General features: G+C 63.4%; 19 protein-coding genes. 17 read left to right on the top strand and 2 right to left on the bottom strand.

Annotated features, from left to right (window positions below; genetic code table 11):
• Positions 1-240: 240 nt before the first annotated feature.
• The 6 genes from AC0L3D_RS30475 (at position 241) to AC0L3D_RS30450 (ending at position 7845) form a co-directional block, all read left to right on the top strand.
• Positions 241-1746: a UxaA family hydrolase gene (locus AC0L3D_RS30475; RefSeq protein WP_473646824.1), complete on the top strand. Its 1506-nt coding sequence runs from the start codon at positions 241-243 to the stop codon at positions 1744-1746.
• A gap of 62 nt (positions 1747-1808) precedes the next feature.
• The gene (locus AC0L3D_RS30470) at positions 1809-2807 is read left to right on the top strand and encodes an aldo/keto reductase (protein WP_287239713.1); all 999 of its coding nucleotides are present in this window, start codon (positions 1809-1811) and stop codon (positions 2805-2807) included.
• Positions 2808-3135: 328 nt separating this feature from the next.
• The gene (locus AC0L3D_RS30465) at positions 3136-4131 is read left to right on the top strand and encodes an ABC transporter substrate-binding protein (protein WP_027153111.1); all 996 of its coding nucleotides are present in this window, start codon (positions 3136-3138) and stop codon (positions 4129-4131) included.
• Between the two features lie 116 nt (positions 4132-4247).
• Positions 4248-5801, top strand: coding sequence for a sugar ABC transporter ATP-binding protein (locus tag AC0L3D_RS30460; protein ID WP_473646822.1), 1554 nt, complete (start codon positions 4248-4250; stop codon positions 5799-5801).
• Positions 5798-6763 (top strand): ABC transporter permease, encoded by a 966-nt coding sequence (locus AC0L3D_RS30455; protein WP_027153113.1) that lies wholly within the window; start codon positions 5798-5800, stop codon positions 6761-6763. The genes AC0L3D_RS30460 and AC0L3D_RS30455 overlap by 4 nt, the downstream gene beginning before the upstream one ends.
• Before the next feature lie 65 nt (positions 6764-6828).
• On the top strand, positions 6829-7845 hold the full coding sequence (locus tag AC0L3D_RS30450; protein WP_128169641.1) for a zinc-binding alcohol dehydrogenase family protein: 1017 nt from the start codon (positions 6829-6831) through the stop codon (positions 7843-7845).
• Between the two features lie 8 nt (positions 7846-7853).
• On the opposite strand, the gene phnF is transcribed toward AC0L3D_RS30450, so the two are convergent.
• Complete coding sequence (gene phnF, locus AC0L3D_RS30445; RefSeq protein ID WP_128173461.1) at positions 7854-8603, bottom strand: phosphonate metabolism transcriptional regulator PhnF; 750 nt, start codon at positions 8601-8603, stop codon at positions 7854-7856.
• Positions 8604-8726: 123 nt separating this feature from the next.
• Here phnF and phnG point away from each other — a divergent pair, with 123 nt between their 5' ends.
• The 11 genes from phnG (at position 8727) to phnE (AC0L3D_RS30390) (ending at position 18704) form a co-directional block, all read left to right on the top strand.
• Entirely contained in the window at positions 8727-9191 is a 465-nt protein-coding gene (phnG, locus tag AC0L3D_RS30440) for a phosphonate C-P lyase system protein PhnG (RefSeq protein ID WP_236376007.1), read from the top strand.
• Positions 9191-9802, top strand: a complete 612-nt coding sequence (phnH, locus tag AC0L3D_RS30435; protein ID WP_473646820.1) for a phosphonate C-P lyase system protein PhnH — start codon at positions 9191-9193, stop codon at positions 9800-9802. Before phnG ends, phnH begins: the two co-directional genes overlap by 1 nt.
• A gap of 1 nt (position 9803) precedes the next feature.
• Positions 9804-10916, top strand: coding sequence for a carbon-phosphorus lyase complex subunit (locus AC0L3D_RS30430; RefSeq protein ID WP_473646819.1), 1113 nt, complete (start codon positions 9804-9806; stop codon positions 10914-10916).
• On the top strand, positions 10913-11824 hold the full coding sequence (locus AC0L3D_RS30425; protein ID WP_473646817.1) for an alpha-D-ribose 1-methylphosphonate 5-phosphate C-P-lyase PhnJ: 912 nt from the start codon (positions 10913-10915) through the stop codon (positions 11822-11824). The genes AC0L3D_RS30430 and AC0L3D_RS30425 overlap by 4 nt, the downstream gene beginning before the upstream one ends.
• Positions 11821-12597 carry a phosphonate C-P lyase system protein PhnK gene (gene phnK / locus AC0L3D_RS30420; RefSeq protein WP_023797357.1) on the top strand — a complete coding sequence of 259 codons (777 nt, stop codon included), beginning with the start codon at positions 11821-11823 and terminating at the stop codon, positions 12595-12597. Before AC0L3D_RS30425 ends, phnK begins: the two co-directional genes overlap by 4 nt.
• Positions 12598-12599: 2 nt before the next feature.
• Positions 12600-13307, top strand: a complete 708-nt coding sequence (phnL, locus tag AC0L3D_RS30415; RefSeq protein ID WP_287212565.1) for a phosphonate C-P lyase system protein PhnL — start codon at positions 12600-12602, stop codon at positions 13305-13307.
• On the top strand, positions 13304-13921 hold the full coding sequence (locus AC0L3D_RS30410) for a DapH/DapD/GlmU-related protein (RefSeq protein ID WP_128169633.1): 618 nt from the start codon (positions 13304-13306) through the stop codon (positions 13919-13921). Before phnL ends, AC0L3D_RS30410 begins: the two co-directional genes overlap by 4 nt.
• A gap of 252 nt (positions 13922-14173) precedes the next feature.
• Positions 14174-15031, top strand: a complete 858-nt coding sequence (gene phnC / locus AC0L3D_RS30405) for a phosphonate ABC transporter ATP-binding protein (RefSeq protein WP_473646815.1) — start codon at positions 14174-14176, stop codon at positions 15029-15031.
• 160 nt (positions 15032-15191) lie between these two features.
• The gene (gene phnD, locus AC0L3D_RS30400) at positions 15192-16100 is read left to right on the top strand and encodes a phosphonate ABC transporter substrate-binding protein (protein WP_473646813.1); all 909 of its coding nucleotides are present in this window, start codon (positions 15192-15194) and stop codon (positions 16098-16100) included.
• A gap of 74 nt (positions 16101-16174) precedes the next feature.
• A complete protein-coding gene (phnE, locus tag AC0L3D_RS30395) occupies positions 16175-17149 on the top strand; it encodes a phosphonate ABC transporter, permease protein PhnE (RefSeq protein WP_473646812.1) in 975 nt (324 codons plus the stop codon).
• A 4-nt stretch (positions 17150-17153) separates the two neighbouring features.
• Positions 17154-18704, top strand: coding sequence for a phosphonate ABC transporter, permease protein PhnE (gene phnE / locus AC0L3D_RS30390; RefSeq protein ID WP_473646810.1), 1551 nt, complete (start codon positions 17154-17156; stop codon positions 18702-18704).
• On the opposite strand, the gene AC0L3D_RS30385 is transcribed toward phnE (AC0L3D_RS30390), so the two are convergent.
• On the bottom strand, positions 18692-19573 hold the full coding sequence (locus AC0L3D_RS30385; protein ID WP_473646808.1) for a sugar phosphate isomerase/epimerase family protein: 882 nt from the start codon (positions 19571-19573) through the stop codon (positions 18692-18694). The genes phnE (AC0L3D_RS30390) and AC0L3D_RS30385 overlap by 13 nt on opposite strands.
• Positions 19574-19771: the final 198 nt, after the last annotated feature.

The raw sequence follows: 19771 nt of genomic DNA, 5'->3' as shown, positions 1-19771 counted from the left end.
GGCGGCCGGCTTGAAGCGCGATATGCAGATGCTTCTGGCGCAGGCTCCCGGGAAGCGGAATCGCTTTTCGGAAGTCAGGCCTGGTTCCAGCGTCCGGTCCTCTGCGCATCCGCAAGAACGCGCGGCTTCGTCACGAAAAAACAATTGACGCAAAACTGTTTTTTCACGATAAAAGACATTAACTGTTAACAGGCGCGTGTCAATCGCTTGCCGATCCCAGGAACACCCAGGAAATTGCCCGTGAACACCGCAAACAGCATTCTTCTGTCCCCCGCCGACAATGTCGCGGTCGCCAACGGCCGCATCGAGATCGGCGCGGTGCTGCCGGGCGGCGCCGCTGCCACGGCGCTGATCGAACCCGGCCACAAGGTGGCGATCAAGCCGATTGCCGCCGGCGAGGCCGTGGTCAAATACGCCCAGGCGATCGGCCGCGCCACTGAAGCCATTGCGCCCGGCGAGCATGTCCATTCGCACAATCTGGTCTTCGAATCCGGGCGTTTGCCGGTGGTGCCGCCGAGCGAGGCCGTGCACGCCACAGGGGCCGATCGCGCCCGCACCTTCATGGGCTACCGCCGCGCCGACGGCCGTGCCGGCACGCGCAACTTCATCGGCGTTCTCGCCAGCGTCAATTGCTCGGCCACCGTTTGCCACGCCATCGCCGACGAGGCGAACCGGACGCTGCTGCCCAGATATCCGGGGATCGACGGCTTCGTTCCCATCGTTCACGGCCAGGGCTGCGGCATGAGCGCCACCGGCGATGGCATGATGGTGCTGCACCGCACGCTTGCCGGCTATGCCCGTCACCCGAATTTTGGCGGTGTGCTGATGGTCGGTCTCGGCTGCGAGGTCAACCAGCTCACCCTCTATGGCCAGAAGGGCGTCGCCGCGGGAAAGCGCCATTTCAACATCCAGGAAGCCGGCGGCTCGCGCAAATCTGTCGAGAAGGCGTTGGTCGTGCTGGCCGAGATATCAGAGGAGGTCGGCAAGCTTGAGCGTGAGCCGATCCCGGTCAGCGAGATCGTCGTCGGCCTGCAATGCGGCGGCTCCGACGGCATGTCCGGTATCACCGCCAATCCGGCGCTGGGCGCCGCCGTCGATATCCTGGCCGGCGTCGGCGGCATCGGCATCCTTTCCGAGACGACGGAAATCTACGGCGCCGAGCATCTGCTCGCTTATCGTGCGGCGACCCCGGAGATCGCCGCCAAGCTCGATGGCTATGTAAAATGGTGGGAAGACCATGTTGCCAAGCATGGCGCCTCCATCGACAACAATCCGTCACCAGGCAACAAGCGCGGCGGCCTGACCACCATTTTGGAGAAGTCGCTTGGCGCCGTCGCCAAGGGCGGCCAGACGCCGCTCAACGGCGTCTTCGGCTATGCCGAGAAGGTCAGCGGCCACGGCTTGGTGTTCATGGATACGCCCGGCTACGACCCGGTTTCCGCCACCGGCCAGGTGGCGGGCGGCGCCAACGTCATCGTCTTCACCACCGGCCGCGGTTCCTGCTTCGGCTGCCGGCCGACACCGTCGATCAAGGTCGCCAGCAACTCGACCATGTACCACACGATGGAAGAGGACATGGACGTGAATTGCGGCGTCATCGCCTCGGGCGAAAAGACCATTGCCGGCATGGGCCGCGAGATTTTCGAGTTGATCGTCGAGACGGCTTCCGGCCGCAAGACCAAGAGCGAGGAGTTCGGCTACGGCGACAACGAGTTCGTGCCCTGGCACCTCGGCGCGACCCTCTAGCCCGACCGCTAACCGACAACGACAACGGACAGACCGGAACAACGGCCGGTGGGAGGTTTTGCATGAGGAAACGCCGTGTCGGCAGCACCGGGCTGGAAATAACCGAGGTCAGCTTCGGCGGCGCGGCGGTCGGCGGGCTCTACCGAGCCTGTCCACGCGAGACGGCGATGCAGACGCTGCAGGTCGCCTGGGATGCCGGCCTGCGCTATTTCGATACCGCGCCCTTCTACGGCTTCGGCCTCTCGGAACGCCGCTTCGGCGATTTCCTGCGCGACAAGCCGAGGGACTCCTACGTGCTGTCGACCAAAGTCGGGCGCCTGTTGCGGCCGGTGCCGGAAGACCGGATTCCGGACCATTCCTATGTCGATCCGCTGCCCTTTGCGCCCGACTATGACTATTCCTACGACGGCATCATGCGCTCGGTCGAGTTCAGCTATGCGCGGCTCGGCCTCAATCGAATCGACATCCTGTTCGTTCACGACATCGGCGTCTATACGCATGGCGTCGAGAAAACGAAGCTGCATTTCCGCCAGTTTTTGGATGGCGGGCTGAAGGCGCTGGAAGAGCTAAAGTCGTCCAGGGTCATTTCCGCCTACGGCCTTGGCGTCAACGAGGTTCAGATCTGTCTCGATGTGCTGCGCCAGGCGCCGCTCGACTGCATCCTGCTCGCCAGCCGCTATTCGCTGCTCGACCGCACCGCCGAAGCCGAATTGCTGCCGCTTTGCCGGCAACGGCAGAGCTCGCTGATCATCGGTGGCGTCTTCAACTCGGGCATCCTGGCGACCGGCCCGGTGCCGGGTGCGCATTTCGACTACCTGCCGGCCACCCAGGACATTCTCGACCGGGTCGGTGCCATGGAAAAAATCGCCGCCGAGGGCGGCTACCCGCTTGCCGCGGCGGCGTTCCAGTTCCCGCTGCACGAGCCTGTGGTGGCTTCTGTGCTGACGGGCACCGCCAAACCGGCCAATCTGGAACGAAATCTGCAACTGCTCGACATCCAGGTGCCCGAAACAGAATTCGCCAAATATGATCCCTACACGGTCGTTCAGAAACTCGGCTGATGCGCTGCGGCCTTCGCCGGTTGAACGGCGGATGGTGCGATCAGGAGGCGCCCCACCGTACGCCTCAAAAAAGAATGAATATTCCATCTTGACTGGCAGATGGAATTAATATTCCATGCCTTTTCGGAGAGGGGATTTGGCAATGAGGATCGGCACTCCCTTCCGGTCGAGGCATACGCAGGACGATACCAAACACCGCTTGCGTCGACCGGACCGATGCACTATCAAAATGCGGTAAATGTTTTTTATTGATAAAGTTCCGTTTGGGCAGCGCCTATCCAAACCGAGCTTCCGCTACATTCACCGGGCGACTTAGGGAGGAAGTCTAATGAAATTCGTGACCAGCATTCTCAACCGCCGCGCATTCGTGGCGCTCGCCGCCGCCTCGATGCTTGCCGGCGTGATGCATTCGGCGCCGGCTTCGGCGGCGGACGTAACCATTCCGATCATCGTCAAGGACACCACCTCTTTCTACTGGCAGATCGTCCTGGCCGGCGCCCGCAAGGCCGGCAAGGACCTCGGCGTCAACGTGCCGGAACTCGGCGCCCAGGCGGAGACCGACGTCAACGGCCAGATCTCGATCCTTGAAAACGCCGTCGCCGGCAACCCGGCTGCCGTGGTCATCGCACCGACCGAGGCCAAGGCGCTCGGCAAGCCGATCGACGAGGCAGCCACCAACGTCAAGATCATCGGCATCGACTCCGGCGCCGACTCCAAGGCCTTCACCTCGTTCCTGACCACAGACAATATCCAGGGCGGCCGCGTCGCCGCTGACGGTCTGGCGGCCGCGATCGGCGAAGCCAATGGCGGCAAAATCGAGGGCGACGTCGCCCTGATCACCGCGCTTCCGGGTGCCGGCTCGCTTGAGCAGCGCGCCCAGGGCTTCAAGGAACAGCTTGCCGCCAAATATCCCGGCCTCAAGCTCATTGCCGACAAATACGCCGACGGCCAGGCCACCACCGGCCTCAACATCGCAACCGACCTGATCACCGCCAACCCGAATCTCAAGGGCATCTTCGCCTCCAACCTGATCATGGCGCAGGGCGTCGGTCAGGCGATCGCCGAGAACAGCCTTGCCGGCAAGGTCGGGCTGATCGGTTTCGACAGCGACGAGAAGCTGGTCAAGTTCCTCAATGACGGCGTCATTTCCGGCCTCGTCGTCCAGGATCCGTACCGGATGGGCTATGACGGCATCAAGACGGCGCTCGCTGCCTCGAAGGGCGAGAAGGTAGAGGCCAATGTCGATACCGGCGCCAACCTCGTCACCAAGGCTAACATGAAAGATCCGAAGATCGACGCGCTGCTCAATCCGAAGCTCGACTGAGCACCGGCATTGGCACACCGTTTCCGGGGCTTTTTGCCCCGGAAACGACCTACACGCGTGCCACTCGTGAGGCCGATGTGGGAGGCCAATCTGGGAGGCCAATTGGGAGGAACGTCATGACGTCGACGGCGCAGGAACTGCATCCCGCCCCAACGCTGGAACCGGGCAGGACGATCCTCGAACTCAAGGGACTGGAAAAACGATATCCCGGCACGCACGCGCTGAAGCCGGTTGACCTCGCCTTCAAGGCCAGCGAAATCCACGCCATTGTCGGCGAGAACGGTGCCGGCAAATCCACCCTGATCAAGCTTTTGACCGGCGTCATGCCGCGCACCTCCGGCGATGTCATCTGGGAGGGAAAGCCGGCAGCGCTGGCGACGCCGCATGAGGCGATGGCGCTCGGCATCAATGCCGTGCACCAGGAGGTCGTTCTGTGCCGCCATCTCACTGTCGCGGCCAACATGTTCCTCGGCGAGGAGGATTCCCGCTTCGGCATACTGCAGCAGCGGGCCATGGTCAGGGAAGCGCAGAAGATCATCGACGATCTCGGCTTCGATCTGCCGGCGCATGTCGTGCTGGGTGACCTGACCATAGGCCAGCAGCAGCTGATCGCCGCCGCCCGCGCCACCGTGCGCGGCACCAAGTTCCTGATCTTCGACGAACCGACTGCCTATCTCACCCGCAAGGAAGCCGACCAGCTGTTCACGCTGATCCGCCGGCTGAAGGGCGAAGGCGTCACCATCATCTACATCAGCCACCGCATGGAAGAGGTGTTCGAGCTCGCCGACCGCGTCTCGGTGCTGCGCGACGGCACGCTTGTCGGCACCAGGAACATCGCCGAGACCAACGACGCCGAGCTGGTCAAGATGATGATCAACCGCTCGATCGAGCAAGTCTATCACAAGGAGCATTTTACCCCGGGCGCGACGCTGCTCGAAGCCCGAAATCTTTCCGGCAAGGGCTTCGAAAATGTCTCGATGACGGTCCGTGCCGGCGAAATCGTCGGGCTCTACGGCCTGATCGGCGCCGGGCGCAGCGAGTTCGTCACCACGCTCTACGGCCGTCACCGCAAGTCGGCCGGCCAGATCCTCTGGGAGGGCAAGGAGGTTCAGGTCAACTCCGAGCATGACGCCATCAGGCTCGGCATGGCGCTAGCGCCGGAAAGCCGCCGCGACCAGGGCCTCTGCCTCAACCTGCCGGTCGGCCTCAATCTCAATCTGCCGATCTACAAGCGCATCTCCAACAATCTGCTGATCTCCAGCGCACAGGAGAAGACCGAGGCGGATCGCCAGATCGCCAATCTCAGGATCAAGACGCCGACACGTCACGCCCTCGCCTCCAGCCTGTCCGGCGGCAACCAGCAGAAGATCGTCATCGGCAAATGGCTGGCGCACGGCGCCAAGCTGTTCATCTTCGACGAGCCGACAGTGGGCGTCGATGTCGGCACCAAGGCCGAGATCTACCGCCTGTTCAGTGCGCTTTTGTCCAAGGGCGCCGGCATCATCCTGATCTCGTCCTATCTGCCCGAGGTCTATGAACTCGCCGACACGCTGCATGTGTTCCGGCGCGGCAAGCTGGTGGCCACTCATGGTTTCCACACTGCCGACCATGAGGAGATCCTCACCCAGGCACTGGCCGAGAAACAAGAAAAACCGGGAGGACAGATATGAGCACCGAGGCGATACCGGCCGAAAGGCCGAAACGCAACTACAACGCCCTGTTCGGGCTGACACTGCTGGCGCTGCTGGTTCTTCTGTGGGTCATCCTGTCGGTGGCTACGCCGAGCTTCGCCTCCGCCAACAACATCTCGAACCTGCTGCGGCAAGGTTCGATGATCGCCATCCTGGCGGTCGGCCAGACTTTCGTCATCATCACCGGCGGTATCGACCTTTCCGTCGGCGCCGTGGTTGGCTTCGCCACCGTCATCGTTGCGATGCTGATCAATGCCGGCGTGCCGATTTACCTCGCCATCCTGATCACCTTGCTGGTTGGCGTCGCCATCGGCCTGTTCCACGGCTTCGGCATCGTCAAGATGGGCCTGCCGCCCTTCATCATCACGCTGGCGACGCTGACCTCGCTGCGCGGCATCGGCCTTTTGATGACCAACGGCAACTCGATCTCGATCAACAATGACGCCTTCCAGCTGTTTTCGCGCAGTTCGTTTCTCGGCGTCCCCAATCTGTTCTGGATGGTGATCCTGGTCGGCATCCCCGCCTACATCTTCCTGCATCACAGCCGCTGGGGCCGGTATCTGTTCTCGGTCGGCTCCAACGCCGAGGCCTCGCGTCTGTCCGGCGTCAACGTCCAGCGCACCATCTACATGGCCTATACGCTGTCTGGCCTCTGCGCGGCTTTTGTCGGCGTGCTGCTTGCCTCGCGCATCGGCATCGGCAATCCGACGCAGGCCGAGGGCTGGGAGTTGCAGGCGATCGCCTCGTCGGTGATCGGCGGCACTTCGCTGTTCGGCGCCGTCGGCTCGGTGCACGGACCGCTGCTCGGCGCCTTCATCCTCGCCACTATCAACAACGGCGCCAATCTCTTGAACGTCAATGCCTTCTGGCAGCGCATCATTACCGGCGTGCTGATCATCGTCATCGTCTATTTCGACGGCCTGCGCCGCCGCGGCAAGTAGACCATCTTAACAACCGCCGGCCCGGCGATCGGGCCGGCGGTGCCATGAACCGACTGGATCAAAGCATGAAAGCCGTCATCTGCCGTTCGCCCGGCGATCTTGTTGTGGAAGACCGCCTGGCGCCGGGCACACCACCGCCGGGCTGGGCGCTGGTCGCGGTCAGTCATGTCGGCATCTGCGGCACCGACTATCACATCTTCGAGGGCAAGCATCCGTTCCTCGCCTATCCCCGCATCATGGGTCACGAGGTCTCCGGCACCGTGATCGAGGCCGGCGAAGGCGTCGACCTGCCGGTGGGCGAGCCGGTGATCATCAACCCGTATCTCGCTTGCGGCAAATGCAGCGCCTGCCGCCTAGGCAAGCCGAATTGCTGCGTCAGGATCGAGGTGCTCGGCGTCCACCGCGACGGCGCCATGTGCGAACGGATCCTGGTGCCGGCGCAAAATCTTTATCCGGCCAACGGCCTGTCGCTGGCCGATGCCGCCGCCGTCGAATTCCTGGCGATCGGGGCGCATGCCGTGCGGCGCTCGCTGGCTGATCCCGGCGCGCGCACGCTGGTCATCGGTGCCGGGCCGATCGGCCTCGGCACGGCGCTGTTTGCCCGCATCGCCGGTCTCGACGTGACGCTGCTCGACATGAGCGCGGAAAGGCTTGGCTTCGCCGCAAGCGAACTCGGCTTCGCCACCCTCGACGCATCACGGCAGTCTGCGACCGATCTAGTTCGCGAGGCGACCAACGGCGAAGGTTTTGACGCGGTCTTCGATGCCACCGGCAACACCCAGTCCGTCCAGTCAGCCTTCGCCCATGTCGCGCATGGCGGGACGCTGGTCCTGGTCAGCGTCGTCAAGGACGACATCGTCTTTTCCGATCCTGAATTCCACAAGCGCGAGATGACGCTGATCGGCAGCCGCAACGCTCTGCGCGTCGACTTCGACCATGTCGCCGCCTCGATCCGCGATGGTGCTGTGCCGCTGGCAAAGCTCGTCACCCATCGCACGACGCTTGGCGACACGCCGCGCGACCTCGCCCGCTGGGCGCATGAGAAATCCGGCCTGATCAAGGCCGTCATCCAGGTCGGATGAACCGGACTTTAAAGCGCCGATATCTTGAGCTCGACCCGCTCAGCCGGAAACCGGGTTTCGGCAAACTGGATCGGCTGGCCGTCCGGCGTGACGTTGACGGCGACCGTGACCAGCACGATAGCGCCGGGCTGCAGATTAAGATCGGCAAGGTCGGCGGCGTCCGCGTGGCGGGCCGACAACACCGTCGATTGTCTGAGATAGTCACCGATGCCGAAACCCCGGAATGAGGCGGTCACCGATCCGGTTTCGGCCATGGCGGCATCGATGCCGGCGAAGCGAGCCGCGTCGAACCAGCCGGTCGCACGCGAGACCGGTTGCCCATCGGCTTCGCCGCGTGTCTCGAGGCGTATGACAGTCGAACCCCTGGCAAGCCCCAGCCCTTCGGCGACGCGCCGGCTGGCCGGCTCGACCGCCGATTCGAGCAGCACGCTGCGGCGCTCCGACGCCTGCCCTTGCAAGCCCTCCGAAAAACGGGTGCGGGCGCCGATCGGATAGGACAGGCGCTTGCGCGACAGCACGAAGGTGCCGCGCCCCTGTTCGGCCCTGAGCACGCCATCCTGCACCAGTGCGGCGATGGCGCTGCGCACCGTATGGCGGTTGACGCCATAGCGCTCGGCCAGCGCAACTTCCGGTGGCAATGCAGCATTCTCGGCAAAGTCGCCGACGGCGATCGAATGCAGGATCTGGTCGGCGATCTGCCGCCACAGCGAGACGCCGCTGCGCCGCTCCAAGCTGCTGGCCATCTGCTGACCGATCATTTCTTTGCCCCGATCTTTTTCGCGCTGTCATCCGTCCGTCATGGACACGCTTTAGAAAATAGATATAATTTGTATAATTGTCTATATCAATAGACGAATTTTCGATGCAAGGGAATGTCAACCATGCGAGGTCAGGAAGCGCGCGATCAGCAGCTTGAGCGCAAGGCGGTCATGGCGACACTGGCGCAATCGACCGGCGACGATATCGTCCGCCTTTGGAACGAAGCCGGCCTGCCTTCGGAAGCAGAACTCCTGCGCGGCCCCGAAACCGGCCTGGTCACCGTGCGTGGCCGCATCGGCGGCGGCGGCGCGCCGTTCAACGTCGGCGAGGCGACGGTCACCCGCGCGACGGTGCGGCTTGCCTCGGGAGAAGTCGGCCACTGCTACGCGCTCGGCCGTGACAAGCAGAAAGCAAAACTGGCGGCGATCGCCGACGCGCTCTGGCAGGATCCCACCCGCCGCAACGAGGTCGAGAGCAAGCTCATTGCGCCGCTGCAGGCCGCACTGGCCAGCGGACGTGAGCGGCGGCGCGCCGAGACGGCGGCAACGAAGGTCGATTTCTTCACCATGGTGCGCGGAGAAGACTGATGGACATCGCAACCCAGGCGATCGAGGGCGGCTTTGCCGATCCGGTGTTCGACGCCCAGACGGTGTTCCGCGCCGTGATGGACGCAATGGCGCGGCCGGGCACCCTGCAGCCTCTGCCGGTCTTTGCCCGCCCGCCGGCGCCGCTGTCGGCCACCGCAGGCGCCATCGCGCTGGCGCTGTGCGACAACGACACGCCGCTCTGGCTCGACCTCGTTTTGCAGGCCCCGGCAGCGATAAAATCCTGGCTCGGCTTCCACACCGGCGCGCCACTGGCCCACACGCCAGCCGATGCGCATTTCGCGCTGATCGCCACGCCGGCCGAGATGATGGCGCTCGACGGCTTTTCACAAGGCACCCAGGACTATCCCGACCGCTCGACGACGCTGATCCTGCAGGTCAGCGATCTTGTCTCAGGCGCCCCGCTGCTGCTCGAAGGTCCTGGCATCGAAACTACCGCGACAATCGCTCCGGCGCAGATGCCGCGCCACTTCGTCGAACAATGGAAGCAGAACAATCAGCGTTTTCCCCGTGGTGTCGACATTATCCTTGCCACCCCGGAAGGCGTTGCGTGCCTGCCGCGCACGACGTGCATCAAGACGATGGAGGCGTGATATGTATGTCGCGGTAAAAGGCGGTGAAGCGGCTATTGCCAACGCCCACGCCCTGCTCGCCGATCGCCGCCGCGGCGACCGTTCCGTGCCGGCGCTGCGCCTCGACCAGATCGTCGAGCAGCTGGCGCTCGGCGTCGACCGGGTGATGAGCGAAGGTTCGCTCTACGACCGTGAATTGGCGGCGCTGGCCATCGTTCAGGCGCGCGGCGACATGATAGAGGCGATCTTCCTGGTTCGCGCCTATCGCACCACGCTGCCGCGCTTCGGCTACACCAGGGCGATCGACACCGGCGCGATGCTGGTCGAGCGGCGCGTGTCGGCGACCTACAAGGATCTTCCCGGCGGCCAGCTTCTCGGCCCGACCTTCGACTACACCCACCGGCTGCTCGATCCCGAGCTTGCCGCCGGTGGCGACGTCGCCGAGCCGCTGCAGCGTGCCAGCGACGCGGACGCCATGCCGCGTGTCTCCGCCATCCTCGCCCGCGAAGGCCTGATCGAGCCCGATGGCGACATGCCGCAGGACCATATCCCGGGCGACATCACCCGCGAGCCGCTGGAGTTCCCGATGGCGCGCGACATCCGCCTGCAGGCGCTGTCACGCGGCGACGAGGGTTTTTTGCTGGCGCTCGGCTACTCCACCCAGCGCGGCTATGCCCGCAACCATCCGTTCGTCGGTGAGGTTCGCATCGGCGAGGTCGAGCTGGAACTCGACGTGCCGGAGCTGCCTTTCGCCGTACCGCTCGGTACTGCGCGTGTCACCGAGTGCCAGATGGTCAACCAGTTCAAGGGCTCGGCCAAGGCGCCGCCGCAATTCACCCGCGGCTACGGCCTCGTCTTCGGCCAGAGCGAGCGCAAGGCGATGGCCATGGCGCTCTGCGACCGCGCGCTTCGCGCAACCGAACTCGGCGAAGATGTCGTCGCCGCTGCCCAGGACGAGGAATTCGTCATCTCGCATTCCGACAATGTCCAGGCGACCGGCTTCGTCGAGCATCTGAAGCTGCCGCACTATGTCGACTTCCAGGCCGAGCTCGACCTGGTGCGCCGCATGCGCGCCGAGCACGACGCGCGCGAGAATGCCGGCAAGGTCGAAGAAAAAAGGGAGGCCGCGGAATGACCGCACAACCGACCGATATCGCAACCTACAACTTCGCCTATCTCGACGAGCAGACCAAGCGGATGATCCGCCGCGCGATCCTCAAGGGCATCGCCATTCCCGGCTATCAGGTGCCGTTCGCCTCACGGGAAATGCCGATGCCCTATGGCTGGGGCACCGGCGGCGTCCAGGTTACCGCTTCGATCATCGGCCCGGACGATGTGCTGAAGGTCATCGATCAGGGCGCCGACGATACCACCAATGCGGTTTCGATCCGCGCCTTCTTCAAGAAGGTCGCAAATGTCGCCGTCACCACCGACACGGCGAAGGCGACCATCATCCAGACCCGCCACCGCATCCCCGAGCACCCGCTGACCGCAGGCCAGGTGCTGGTCTATCAGGTGCCGATTCCCGAGCCGCTGCGCTTCCTCGAGCCGCGCGAGACGGAAACGCGCAAAATGCATGCGCTGGAGGAATACGGCCTCATGCATGTAAAACTCTACGAAGACATCGCCAGGCACGGCCGCATCGCCACCACCTATGCCTACCCGGTCAAGGTCGAGGGTCGCTATGTGATGGACCCGTCGCCGACGCCGAAGTTCGATAACCCGAAAATGCACCGTTCGCCGGCCCTGCAACTGTTTGGTGCCGGCCGCGAAAAGCGCATCTATGCGCTGCCGCCTTTCACCGACGTCGTCAGCCTCGACTTCGAGGACCATCCGTTCGAGGTGCAGACCTTCGACCAGCCCTGCGCACTGTGCGCGGCCGAAAACGTCTATCTCGATGAGGTCATCCTCGACGACCATGGCGGCCACATGTTCGTCTGCTCCGATACCGACCATTGCGAGAAGCGGCGCGAGCAAGGCCATCGCGGCCACCTTGCGCCCGAGACCCCTCCTGCCCTGGAAAAAACGGAGCCGGCGCAATGAGCGACGAGCCGCTGCTGCGCGTCTCCGCGCTGTCCAAGTTCTACGGTTCGCGCATAGGTTGCGAGAACGTCAGCTTCGACCTGTGGCCGGGCGAGGTGCTGGCAGTGGTCGGCGAATCCGGATCCGGCAAGACGACGCTGCTCAACTGCCTGTCGACCAGATTGTTGCCGAGCTCCGGCACCGCCAGCTACCGCATGCGCGACGGCCAGTTCCGCGAGCTTTACCGCATGAGCGAGGCCGAGCGCCGCTTCCTGATGCGCACCGACTGGGGTTTTGTTCACCAGAACCCGGCCGACGGGCTGCGCATGACGGTGTCGGCCGGGGCCAATGTCGGCGAGCGGCTGATGGCGGTCGGCGACCGCCACTACGGAAAAATCCGCGCCACCGCCGTCGACTGGCTGTCGCGCGTCGAGATCGACGAGGACCGCATCGACGACGAACCGCGCGCCTTTTCCGGCGGCATGCGCCAGCGCCTGCAGATCGCCCGCAACCTCGTCACCGGGCCGCGACTGGTGTTCATGGACGAGCCGACCGGCGGCCTCGACGTCTCGGTGCAGGCGCGCCTGCTCGACCTGTTGCGCGGCCTGGTCACCGATCTCGGCCTGGCGGCGATCGTCGTCACCCACGACCTTGCGGTGGCGCGTCTGCTGTCGCAACGCATGATGGTGATGAAGGACGGCCGCGTCGTCGAAAGCGGCCTCACCGACCGCGTGCTTGACGATCCCCGCGCGCCCTACACCCAGCTTCTCGTTTCTTCCATTCTGCAGGTGTGATCATGGCAACCCCGCTCGTCGTCTCCGATGTCGCCAAGAGCTTCACCATGCATCTGCGTGACGGCATCAGACTGCCGGTCGTCGCCGGCGTGTCGTTCTCGATCAGGAGCGGCGAATGTGCCGTGCTCGGCGGCCCCTCCGGCGCCGGCAAGAGCTCGATCCTGAAGATGCTCTACGGCAACTATGCCGTCGATGCAGGCCAGATCATCGTCCAGCACGAGGACGGGCTCATCGATCTGGCGACGGCCAGCCCACGCACCGTGCTTGCCGTGCGCCGGCTCACGATCGGCTATGTCAGCCAGTTCCTGCGCACAGTGCCGCGCGTCTCGGCGCTGGATGTCGTCGCCGAACCGCTGGTCGAGCGCGGCGAGGACCGCGAGGTCGCGCGCGGCAAGGCACGCGCCTTGCTGGCGCAACTCAACCTGCCGGAAAGGCTCTGGGCACTGCCGCCGGCGACCTTTTCCGGCGGCGAGCAACAGCGCGTCAACATCGCGCGCGGCTTCATCACCGAGCACCCGATCCTGCTGCTTGACGAGCCGACCGCTTCGCTCGACGCCAGCAACCGCGACGTGGTGATTGCGCTGATCGCGGCCAAGAAGGCGGCCGGCGTCGCCCTGCTTGGCATCTTCCACGATCACGACGTGCGCGAGGCAGTGGCCGACCGCGTCATCGACGTGACCGCTTTTGCCGCCGGGAAAATCGCCGCATGACCAGAAAACTGTCGGAAACGCCGCTTGTCCACGAGACAGCGGAAGTCGACAACTCGACGCTCGGCCGCTGGACCGAGATCGCCGAACGCTGCCGGCTTTCGGAAAGTACGCTCGGCGACTATTCCTACATGATGCAGGACTGCAGCGCCTGGTGCGCGACGATCGGCAAATTCGCCAACATCGCCGCCAGTGTGCGCATCAACGCCACCAACCATCCGACCTGGCGGCCGACGCTGCACCATTTCACCTATCGCGCCTCTGACTATTGGGACGACGCCGAGCACGAGAGCGAATTCTTTGCCCAGCGCCGCGCCAAACGGGTCACCATCGGCCACGACACCTGGCTTGGCCACGGCTCGACCATCCTGCCCGGCGTCAGCGTCGGCGACGGTGCGGCGGTCGGCGCCGGCGCCGTGGTATCGAAAGACGTCGCGCCCTACACCATCGTCGGCGGCGTGCCGGCCAAACCGATCCGCGAACGCTTCGACCGCCGCACTGCGGAACGCTATCAGGCACTTGCCTGGTGGGATTGGGACCACGCCCGCCTGCGCGCCGCGCTCGACGATTTTCGCCAGTTATCGGCGGAGGCGTTTTTGGAGAAGCATGGCGGTTAGTGAATGGTGAATGGTCAATAGTGAATGGCGGCAGGGAAGCCGTTCTTGTCACCATTCACCATTCACCATTCACCATTCACCATTCACCATTCACCATTCACCATTCACTTGATCGAACCGCGTCCGCCGGCTCGCCTCCTTCCAGGCTGTGGACGGTAACAAAACTGACATCAATCCGACACCGCGGTTTCATGCGGCTGCGCTAGCCAAGGCTAACAGACCTTCGAAACGCGACTGGACTGGAACTTGCCTATGTCAGCAACCTCAGCCACGCTCGAAATCCGCGGCGTCACCCGTCGGTTTGGCAGGAACACCGCCGTCAGCAATGTCGACATCTCGATCCCTCAAGGCCAGATGGTCGGCATCATCGGCCGCTCGGGCGCCGGCAAATCGACGCTTTTGCGCATGATTAACCGCCTCATCGATCCGAGCCAAGGCTCGATTTTCTTTGACGGCGCCGAAGTCTCGAGCCTGCGCGGTTCGCTGCTCAGGCGCTGGCAGCGCGATTGCGCCATGATCTTTCAGCAATTCAACCTGGTGCCGCGTCTCGACGTGCTGACCAATGTGCTGCTCGGGCGGCTCAATCACCGCTCGACCGTTGTCAATCTGCTCGGTGTCTTCTCCCGCGAGGAACGGGCCGAGGCAATCGCCGCGCTCGAACGTCTCGACATCGCCGGCACGGCGCTTCAGCCGGCCGGCACCTTGTCCGGCGGCCAGCAGCAGCGCGTTGCGATTGCCCGCGCCATGATGCAGCAGCCGAAAGTCATCCTCGCCGACGAGCCGATCGCCTCGCTCGACCCGCTCAATGCCAAGGTGGTGATGGATTCGCTGCAGGACATCAATCTGCGCGAGGGCCTCACCGTGGTCACCAATCTGCACACGCTGGATACCGCGCGCACCTATTGCAACCGCATCATCGGCATGGCCGCCGGCAAGGTGGTGTTCGACGGTCCGCCCGAAGAACTCAATCGGGAGGCCGTGCGCATGGTCTATGGCGCCGACAGCAATGGCGGCGAAATCTCCGAGGCGATCACTTCGACCAGCGTCACCATCAAGCAAAAAATCGCCGCATCCGCCGGACCGCTCGAGCCCGCATTTCCCGGCTACTAGATCCACGATCCCGCAAGTGGATACCAGTATACGAGTATACGAAAGCAGACGACGAAAGAGCGCCTGGACCGCCAGTCCGCATCAAGGCCGGGCATAAAAAAGCGCCGTCAAAATTCGAACGCTGCCGGCGCGATGCCGGAACCAACAGGAGAGACGCGAAATGTTTAGAAAAATACTTTTCGGTGCCGTTTCCATCCTCGCCATGGCGATGGGCGCAGTCCAGGCACAGGACCTGAAGGAATTCCGCGTCGGCATTCTGGGCGGCGAGAACGAAGCCGACCGCCTGCGCAACTACCAGTGCTTCGCCGACCACATCAAGCAAGTCCTCGGCGTCGAAAAAGTTTCGCTGTTCCCAGCCGCTGACTACGACGGCGTCATCCAGGGCCTGCTCGGCGGCACGCTCGACTTTGCCGATCTCGGCGCTTCCGCCTACGCCAAGGTCTATCTCGAAAACAAGGACGCTGTTCAACCGATCCTGACGACGATCCAGACCGACGGCTCGACCGGCTACCGTGCGGTCATGGTCGCGCGTGCTGATTCCGGCATCAAGACGCTCGCCGACATGAAGGGCAAGAAACTCGGTTTCGCCGATCCCGATTCGACTTCTGGTTACCTGATCCCGGTCACGTCACTGCCCAAGGACATCGGCATGGATGTGAAGAGCTACTTCGCGTCGACCGGTTTCGGCGGCGGCCATGAACAGCTTGTCCTTGAAGTCCTGAAGGGCACGTTCGATGCCGGCACCACCTGGGCCTCCGGCGTCGGCGACTTCAACGACGGCTATAGCTCGGGCAATCTGCGCAAGATGGTCGACAAGGGCGTCCTCAAGATGGATGACCTCGTCGAACTGTGGCAGTCGCCGCTGATCCCGAACGGCCCGCTGGTATTGCGTACGTCGATCGACGCCGGCGCCAGGCAGAAGATCACCGATTTCTTGACCAAGCTCCCGGAAACCGATCCGGCTTGTTTCTCGGCAATTCAAGGCGGCGATTACAAGGGCTATTCGCCGGTTACCCCGGAATTCTACCAGCCGATCATCGACGCCCGTAAGGCGAAGATCGGCTCGTAAGGCAAACTGCCACAACGCCGCCGGGGCCGCGTGCCGCCGGCGGCGTTGCCGCATCAGGGGCCGGGGATCTATCGATGAGTGCGACCGAAATTTACCGCGCGCCCGCGCTTTCACCGGAGGGAGCCACCGTCGAGCGGCACTGGCGCGATCTTGCCGCCCGCCGGCGCCTTTACACGATCGGCGGCCTGGTTTTCCTGTTTCTTGCACTCTCTGGCTCGCTCTGGTTCGCCAACGAAACCAACGCCGGAAAGTTCTTCGATCGCCTTCCCTACGTCGCCGACTTTTTCGCCGAGTTGAAGCCGCGCGACTGGTTCGATCCGGTGCGCGCGCTGTTCGACCTGCCGTCCCCCTATGACGACGGCAGCCTCAAGTTCGACTACCCGGAGGGCCGGGTCTACCTGACCCAGGGCATCTACATTCCGGAGTATTTCCACCGGATGGTCGAGACGCTGAACATCGCCCTGTTTTCGACGCTGGTGGGCGCCACATTCGGCTTCCTGCTCTGCTTCTTCGCCGCAGGCAATATCACGGCCAGCCGCTGGCTCCGTTTCTTCACGCGCCGCTTCCTTGAAATCGTCCGCGCCTTTCCTGAAATTGTCATTGCCGGCTTTTTTCTGGCGATTTTCTCGCTGGGGCCGATTCCGGCGATCATTGCGGTCAGCATCCATACCGTCGGCGCGCTCGGAAAGATGTTCTTCGAAGTCGTCGAAAATGCTGACATGAAGCCTGAAGAGGGCTTGCGTGCCGTAGGCGCCAACTGGGTCGAACGGGTGTGGTTCGGCATCGTGCCCCAGGTCCTGCCCAACTTCATCAGCTATTTCCTGCTCCGCTTCGAGATCAATGTGCGCGCTTCGACCATACTTGGCGCCGTCGGCGCCGGCGGCATCGGCGAATCCCTGCGTCTTTCGATCGGCCGGGGCCATGAGGCCAAGACCATCGCCATCGTCTTCCTGCTGTTCTGCACGATTGTCGCCGTCGACCAGCTTTCGGCATGGCTGAGACATCGTCTTGTCGGCCGCCAGGCGTTCGCATACGGGCGCGGAGAGTAGTGCAATGAATCCGGATGCCATCAACGACATCGCCGCTCGCCACCCGGACGCGTTCCGGCGCTCGCTGTGGAAGCGCTACGCCACTCCGATCGGCATCCTTCTTTGCCTTCTCTACACCTTCTACTGCGCGTGGTTCTTCTCGGTCGCCGCCGTTCTCGAAAAGGCGAACTGGAACCTTGCCGGCGCTTATCTCGCCGACTGGGTATCTTACGAAATTCGGCCCGACATCGAATTCAAGGACAATCATCTGACCATCGACTACTCCCGCTTCTCCAAGCTGGGGTCCAATCCAGATCCCGACTGGGTGGCCAAGCAGATGGCCGTCATCGAGCGGCAGGTCGAGGCAGCGCCGGCACCGGCGATCGCGACCAACAAGTCGTCGCAGGATTCGTTCATGGCGCCTGGCGCGCCAACTGCCGAGAACCCGGCCGCCCCGTCGGGCCAATCCGCTCCTGCGGTGCCTGAAACGGTGCGCGAAAACGCCGTCGTGGCGGCGATCGTCACCCTTGCCGATGGCCAGATCGCCGTCACGCCAAACCTGGTCACCGTGACGCGCGGCGCCGAAACCGTCGTCTTTGACATCGCCAAGGGCAGTTCTGTGACACCGCGCAAACCGCTGCCTGACTGGATCGAGCAACTCAGGCCAGGCTCGACAGCCTATGTCTCGTTCGGATTTCTCGGCCGCGCTGAGGTGCAGAACGACGAGGTGGTCGCCTGGCGGCGTTTCTTCGGCTGGGCCAATTTCGTGTTCGACACGAACTCGCCATTCTGGGGAAAGCCGTTCAGCGAGGTCGCTTCACTGATCGTCTCCGGGGCTCGCATCGACCCGTTGCGATCAAACGCGGCGCTCGCCTGGGACAACATTTTGAACAATGCCGAGTGGCAGCACGGCGACGTCTGGCTGAAACTCTTGCAGACCGTCGTCATGGCTTTTGTCGGCACCGTGCTGGCCTCGATCGTCGCCTTTCCGCTCGCCTTCCTGGCTGCGCGCAACGTCACGCCGAGCCGCATAGCCAACCAGGTGACAAAGCGCTTCTTCGATTTCCTGCGCTCGGTCGACATGCTGATCTGGGCGCTGTTCTTTACGCGCGGCTTTGGTCCTGGGCCGCTGGCCGGCATGTCGGCTATCTTCTTCACCGACACCGGAACCTTGGGCAAACTTTATTCCGAGGCGCTGGAAAACATCGACGACAAGCAGCGCGAGGGCATCCGCTCGGTTGGCGCCACCCCGGCAATGGTGCAGCGCTACGGCGTGCTGCCCCAGGTTCTGCCGGTATTCCTCAGCCAATCCCTTTATTTCTGGGAATCCAACACCCGGTCAGCGACGATCATAGGCGCTGTCGGCGCCGGCGGCATCGGCCTGAAATTGTGGGAGGCCATGCGCACCAACACCAACTGGGCCAATGTTTTCTACATGGTTCTGCTGATCCTGCTTGTCGTTTTTATCTTCGACAGCATCTCCAGCTATCTCCGCCGCAAGCTGATGGGGACCGTCGCAAACAGCAATGATGAGCGGCGCGTTTCCGCCCGCCCGCCGGCAGCTCAGATCGCCTGAGAGGAAGGCTGCGTCCAGGCACCAGCCTTTTTCCAGCCGCTCCTGATGTGCTTGTAGCCGTCGCGGTAGACGGCTTCCGGGTTTTCCGAAAAATCGCGCCAGACCTTGGTGGCCGCCGCCAGATCTTTCAGCGAGCGGCCGAAGGCCTCGATCGTCAGCCAGTCGTCATAGCCGCTCTTGCGGATGGCCGAGAACGTCTCTTGCCACGGAATATGGCCGCGCCCCGGCACGCCGCGATCATTCTCCGAAATATGGATATGGACGACATTTTTGCGGTTGCGCGAATACGCGCCGATCGCGTCCGTCTCTTCGATATTGGCATGGAAAGTGTCGTACATCGCCTTGATGTGCGGCCGATCGATTGCGTCGACATGCTCCGACAGATCGTCCATTGTGTTGAGCAGATAGCATTCGAAGCGGTTGAGCGCCTCCAGCCCGATGGTGACGTTTTTGTTGCCGGCATGATCGCCGATGGCGCGTTGCGAGGCGACGGAGCGCTTTTTCTCCGCCGCCGTCGGCCCACTGCCGGAGAAGGCGCCGAGCGTCGAATGCAGCGGGCCGCTCAGCGTTTTGGCGCCAAGCGCTTGTGTGCAGTCGATCGTCCATTTCATATAGTCGATGCCGGCTTTGCGCGTCGAGGCATCGGCCGAGATCAAATTCATCGCCGGATCGCCCATCGCCGAAACGGCGGTGCGCTCCAGCCCGATGCGGTCGAGCAGCGCGCCGAGCTTTTTGTAATCGTCCGGCGTGCCGGCAAAGATCGGTATCTCGACGCCGTCGAAGCCGGTCGCCTTGATATCCCTGAGCAGCGGCTCGTGTTTCTTCGACACCGCCGTCGTCCACAAAAACATGCACATGCCGATTTTCATCGACGTCCCTCCCTTTTTGACGGCCGGCTGGCTCCTCCGCCGACTTCGCCATAAGCCCCCTCATCCGGCCGCTTCGCGGCCACCTTCTCCCGCTGGGGAGAAGAGGCAGACGGCAGCGCCGGCGTCTCCTCTCCCCTCGGGGAGAGGTCGGATTGCCCCGAATTGCCCTTGCAATTCGGTTGGCAATCCGGGTGAGGG

The sequence above is a fragment of the Mesorhizobium sp. WSM4837 genome (assembly GCF_055811435.1).
The sequence above is the reverse complement of the archived record's forward strand: the minus strand, read 5'-3'. Positions and strand labels throughout refer to the sequence as shown.

Bases quoted from the DNA above. Each gene is read 5' to 3' on its own strand.
- AC0L3D_RS30460 (WP_473646822.1), top strand. From the start codon at position 4,248: ATGACGTCGACGGCGCAGGAACTGCATCCCGCCCCAACGCTGGAACCG.
- AC0L3D_RS30430 (WP_473646819.1), top strand. From the start codon at position 9,804: ATGTATGTCGCGGTAAAAGGCGGTGAAGCGGCTATTGCCAACGCCCAC.
- AC0L3D_RS30425 (WP_473646817.1), top strand. From the start codon at position 10,913: ATGACCGCACAACCGACCGATATCGCAACCTACAACTTCGCCTATCTC.
- phnE (WP_473646812.1), top strand. From the start codon at position 16,175: ATGAGTGCGACCGAAATTTACCGCGCGCCCGCGCTTTCACCGGAGGGA.
- phnL (WP_287212565.1), top strand. From the start codon at position 12,600: ATGGCAACCCCGCTCGTCGTCTCCGATGTCGCCAAGAGCTTCACCATG.
- phnC (WP_473646815.1), top strand. From the start codon at position 14,174: ATGTCAGCAACCTCAGCCACGCTCGAAATCCGCGGCGTCACCCGTCGG.
- AC0L3D_RS30450 (WP_128169641.1), top strand. From the start codon at position 6,829: ATGAAAGCCGTCATCTGCCGTTCGCCCGGCGATCTTGTTGTGGAAGAC.
- phnF (WP_128173461.1), bottom strand. From the start codon at position 8,603: ATGATCGGTCAGCAGATGGCCAGCAGCTTGGAGCGGCGCAGCGGCGTC.
- AC0L3D_RS30455 (WP_027153113.1), top strand. From the start codon at position 5,798: ATGAGCACCGAGGCGATACCGGCCGAAAGGCCGAAACGCAACTACAAC.
- phnK (WP_023797357.1), top strand. From the start codon at position 11,821: ATGAGCGACGAGCCGCTGCTGCGCGTCTCCGCGCTGTCCAAGTTCTAC.
- phnE (WP_473646810.1), top strand. From the start codon at position 17,154: ATGAATCCGGATGCCATCAACGACATCGCCGCTCGCCACCCGGACGCG.
- AC0L3D_RS30465 (WP_027153111.1), top strand. From the start codon at position 3,136: ATGAAATTCGTGACCAGCATTCTCAACCGCCGCGCATTCGTGGCGCTC.
- phnD (WP_473646813.1), top strand. From the start codon at position 15,192: ATGTTTAGAAAAATACTTTTCGGTGCCGTTTCCATCCTCGCCATGGCG.
- AC0L3D_RS30410 (WP_128169633.1), top strand. From the start codon at position 13,304: ATGACCAGAAAACTGTCGGAAACGCCGCTTGTCCACGAGACAGCGGAA.
- phnG (WP_236376007.1), top strand. From the start codon at position 8,727: ATGCGAGGTCAGGAAGCGCGCGATCAGCAGCTTGAGCGCAAGGCGGTC.
- AC0L3D_RS30470 (WP_287239713.1), top strand. From the start codon at position 1,809: ATGAGGAAACGCCGTGTCGGCAGCACCGGGCTGGAAATAACCGAGGTC.
- phnH (WP_473646820.1), top strand. From the start codon at position 9,191: ATGGACATCGCAACCCAGGCGATCGAGGGCGGCTTTGCCGATCCGGTG.
- AC0L3D_RS30385 (WP_473646808.1), bottom strand. From the start codon at position 19,573: ATGAAAATCGGCATGTGCATGTTTTTGTGGACGACGGCGGTGTCGAAG.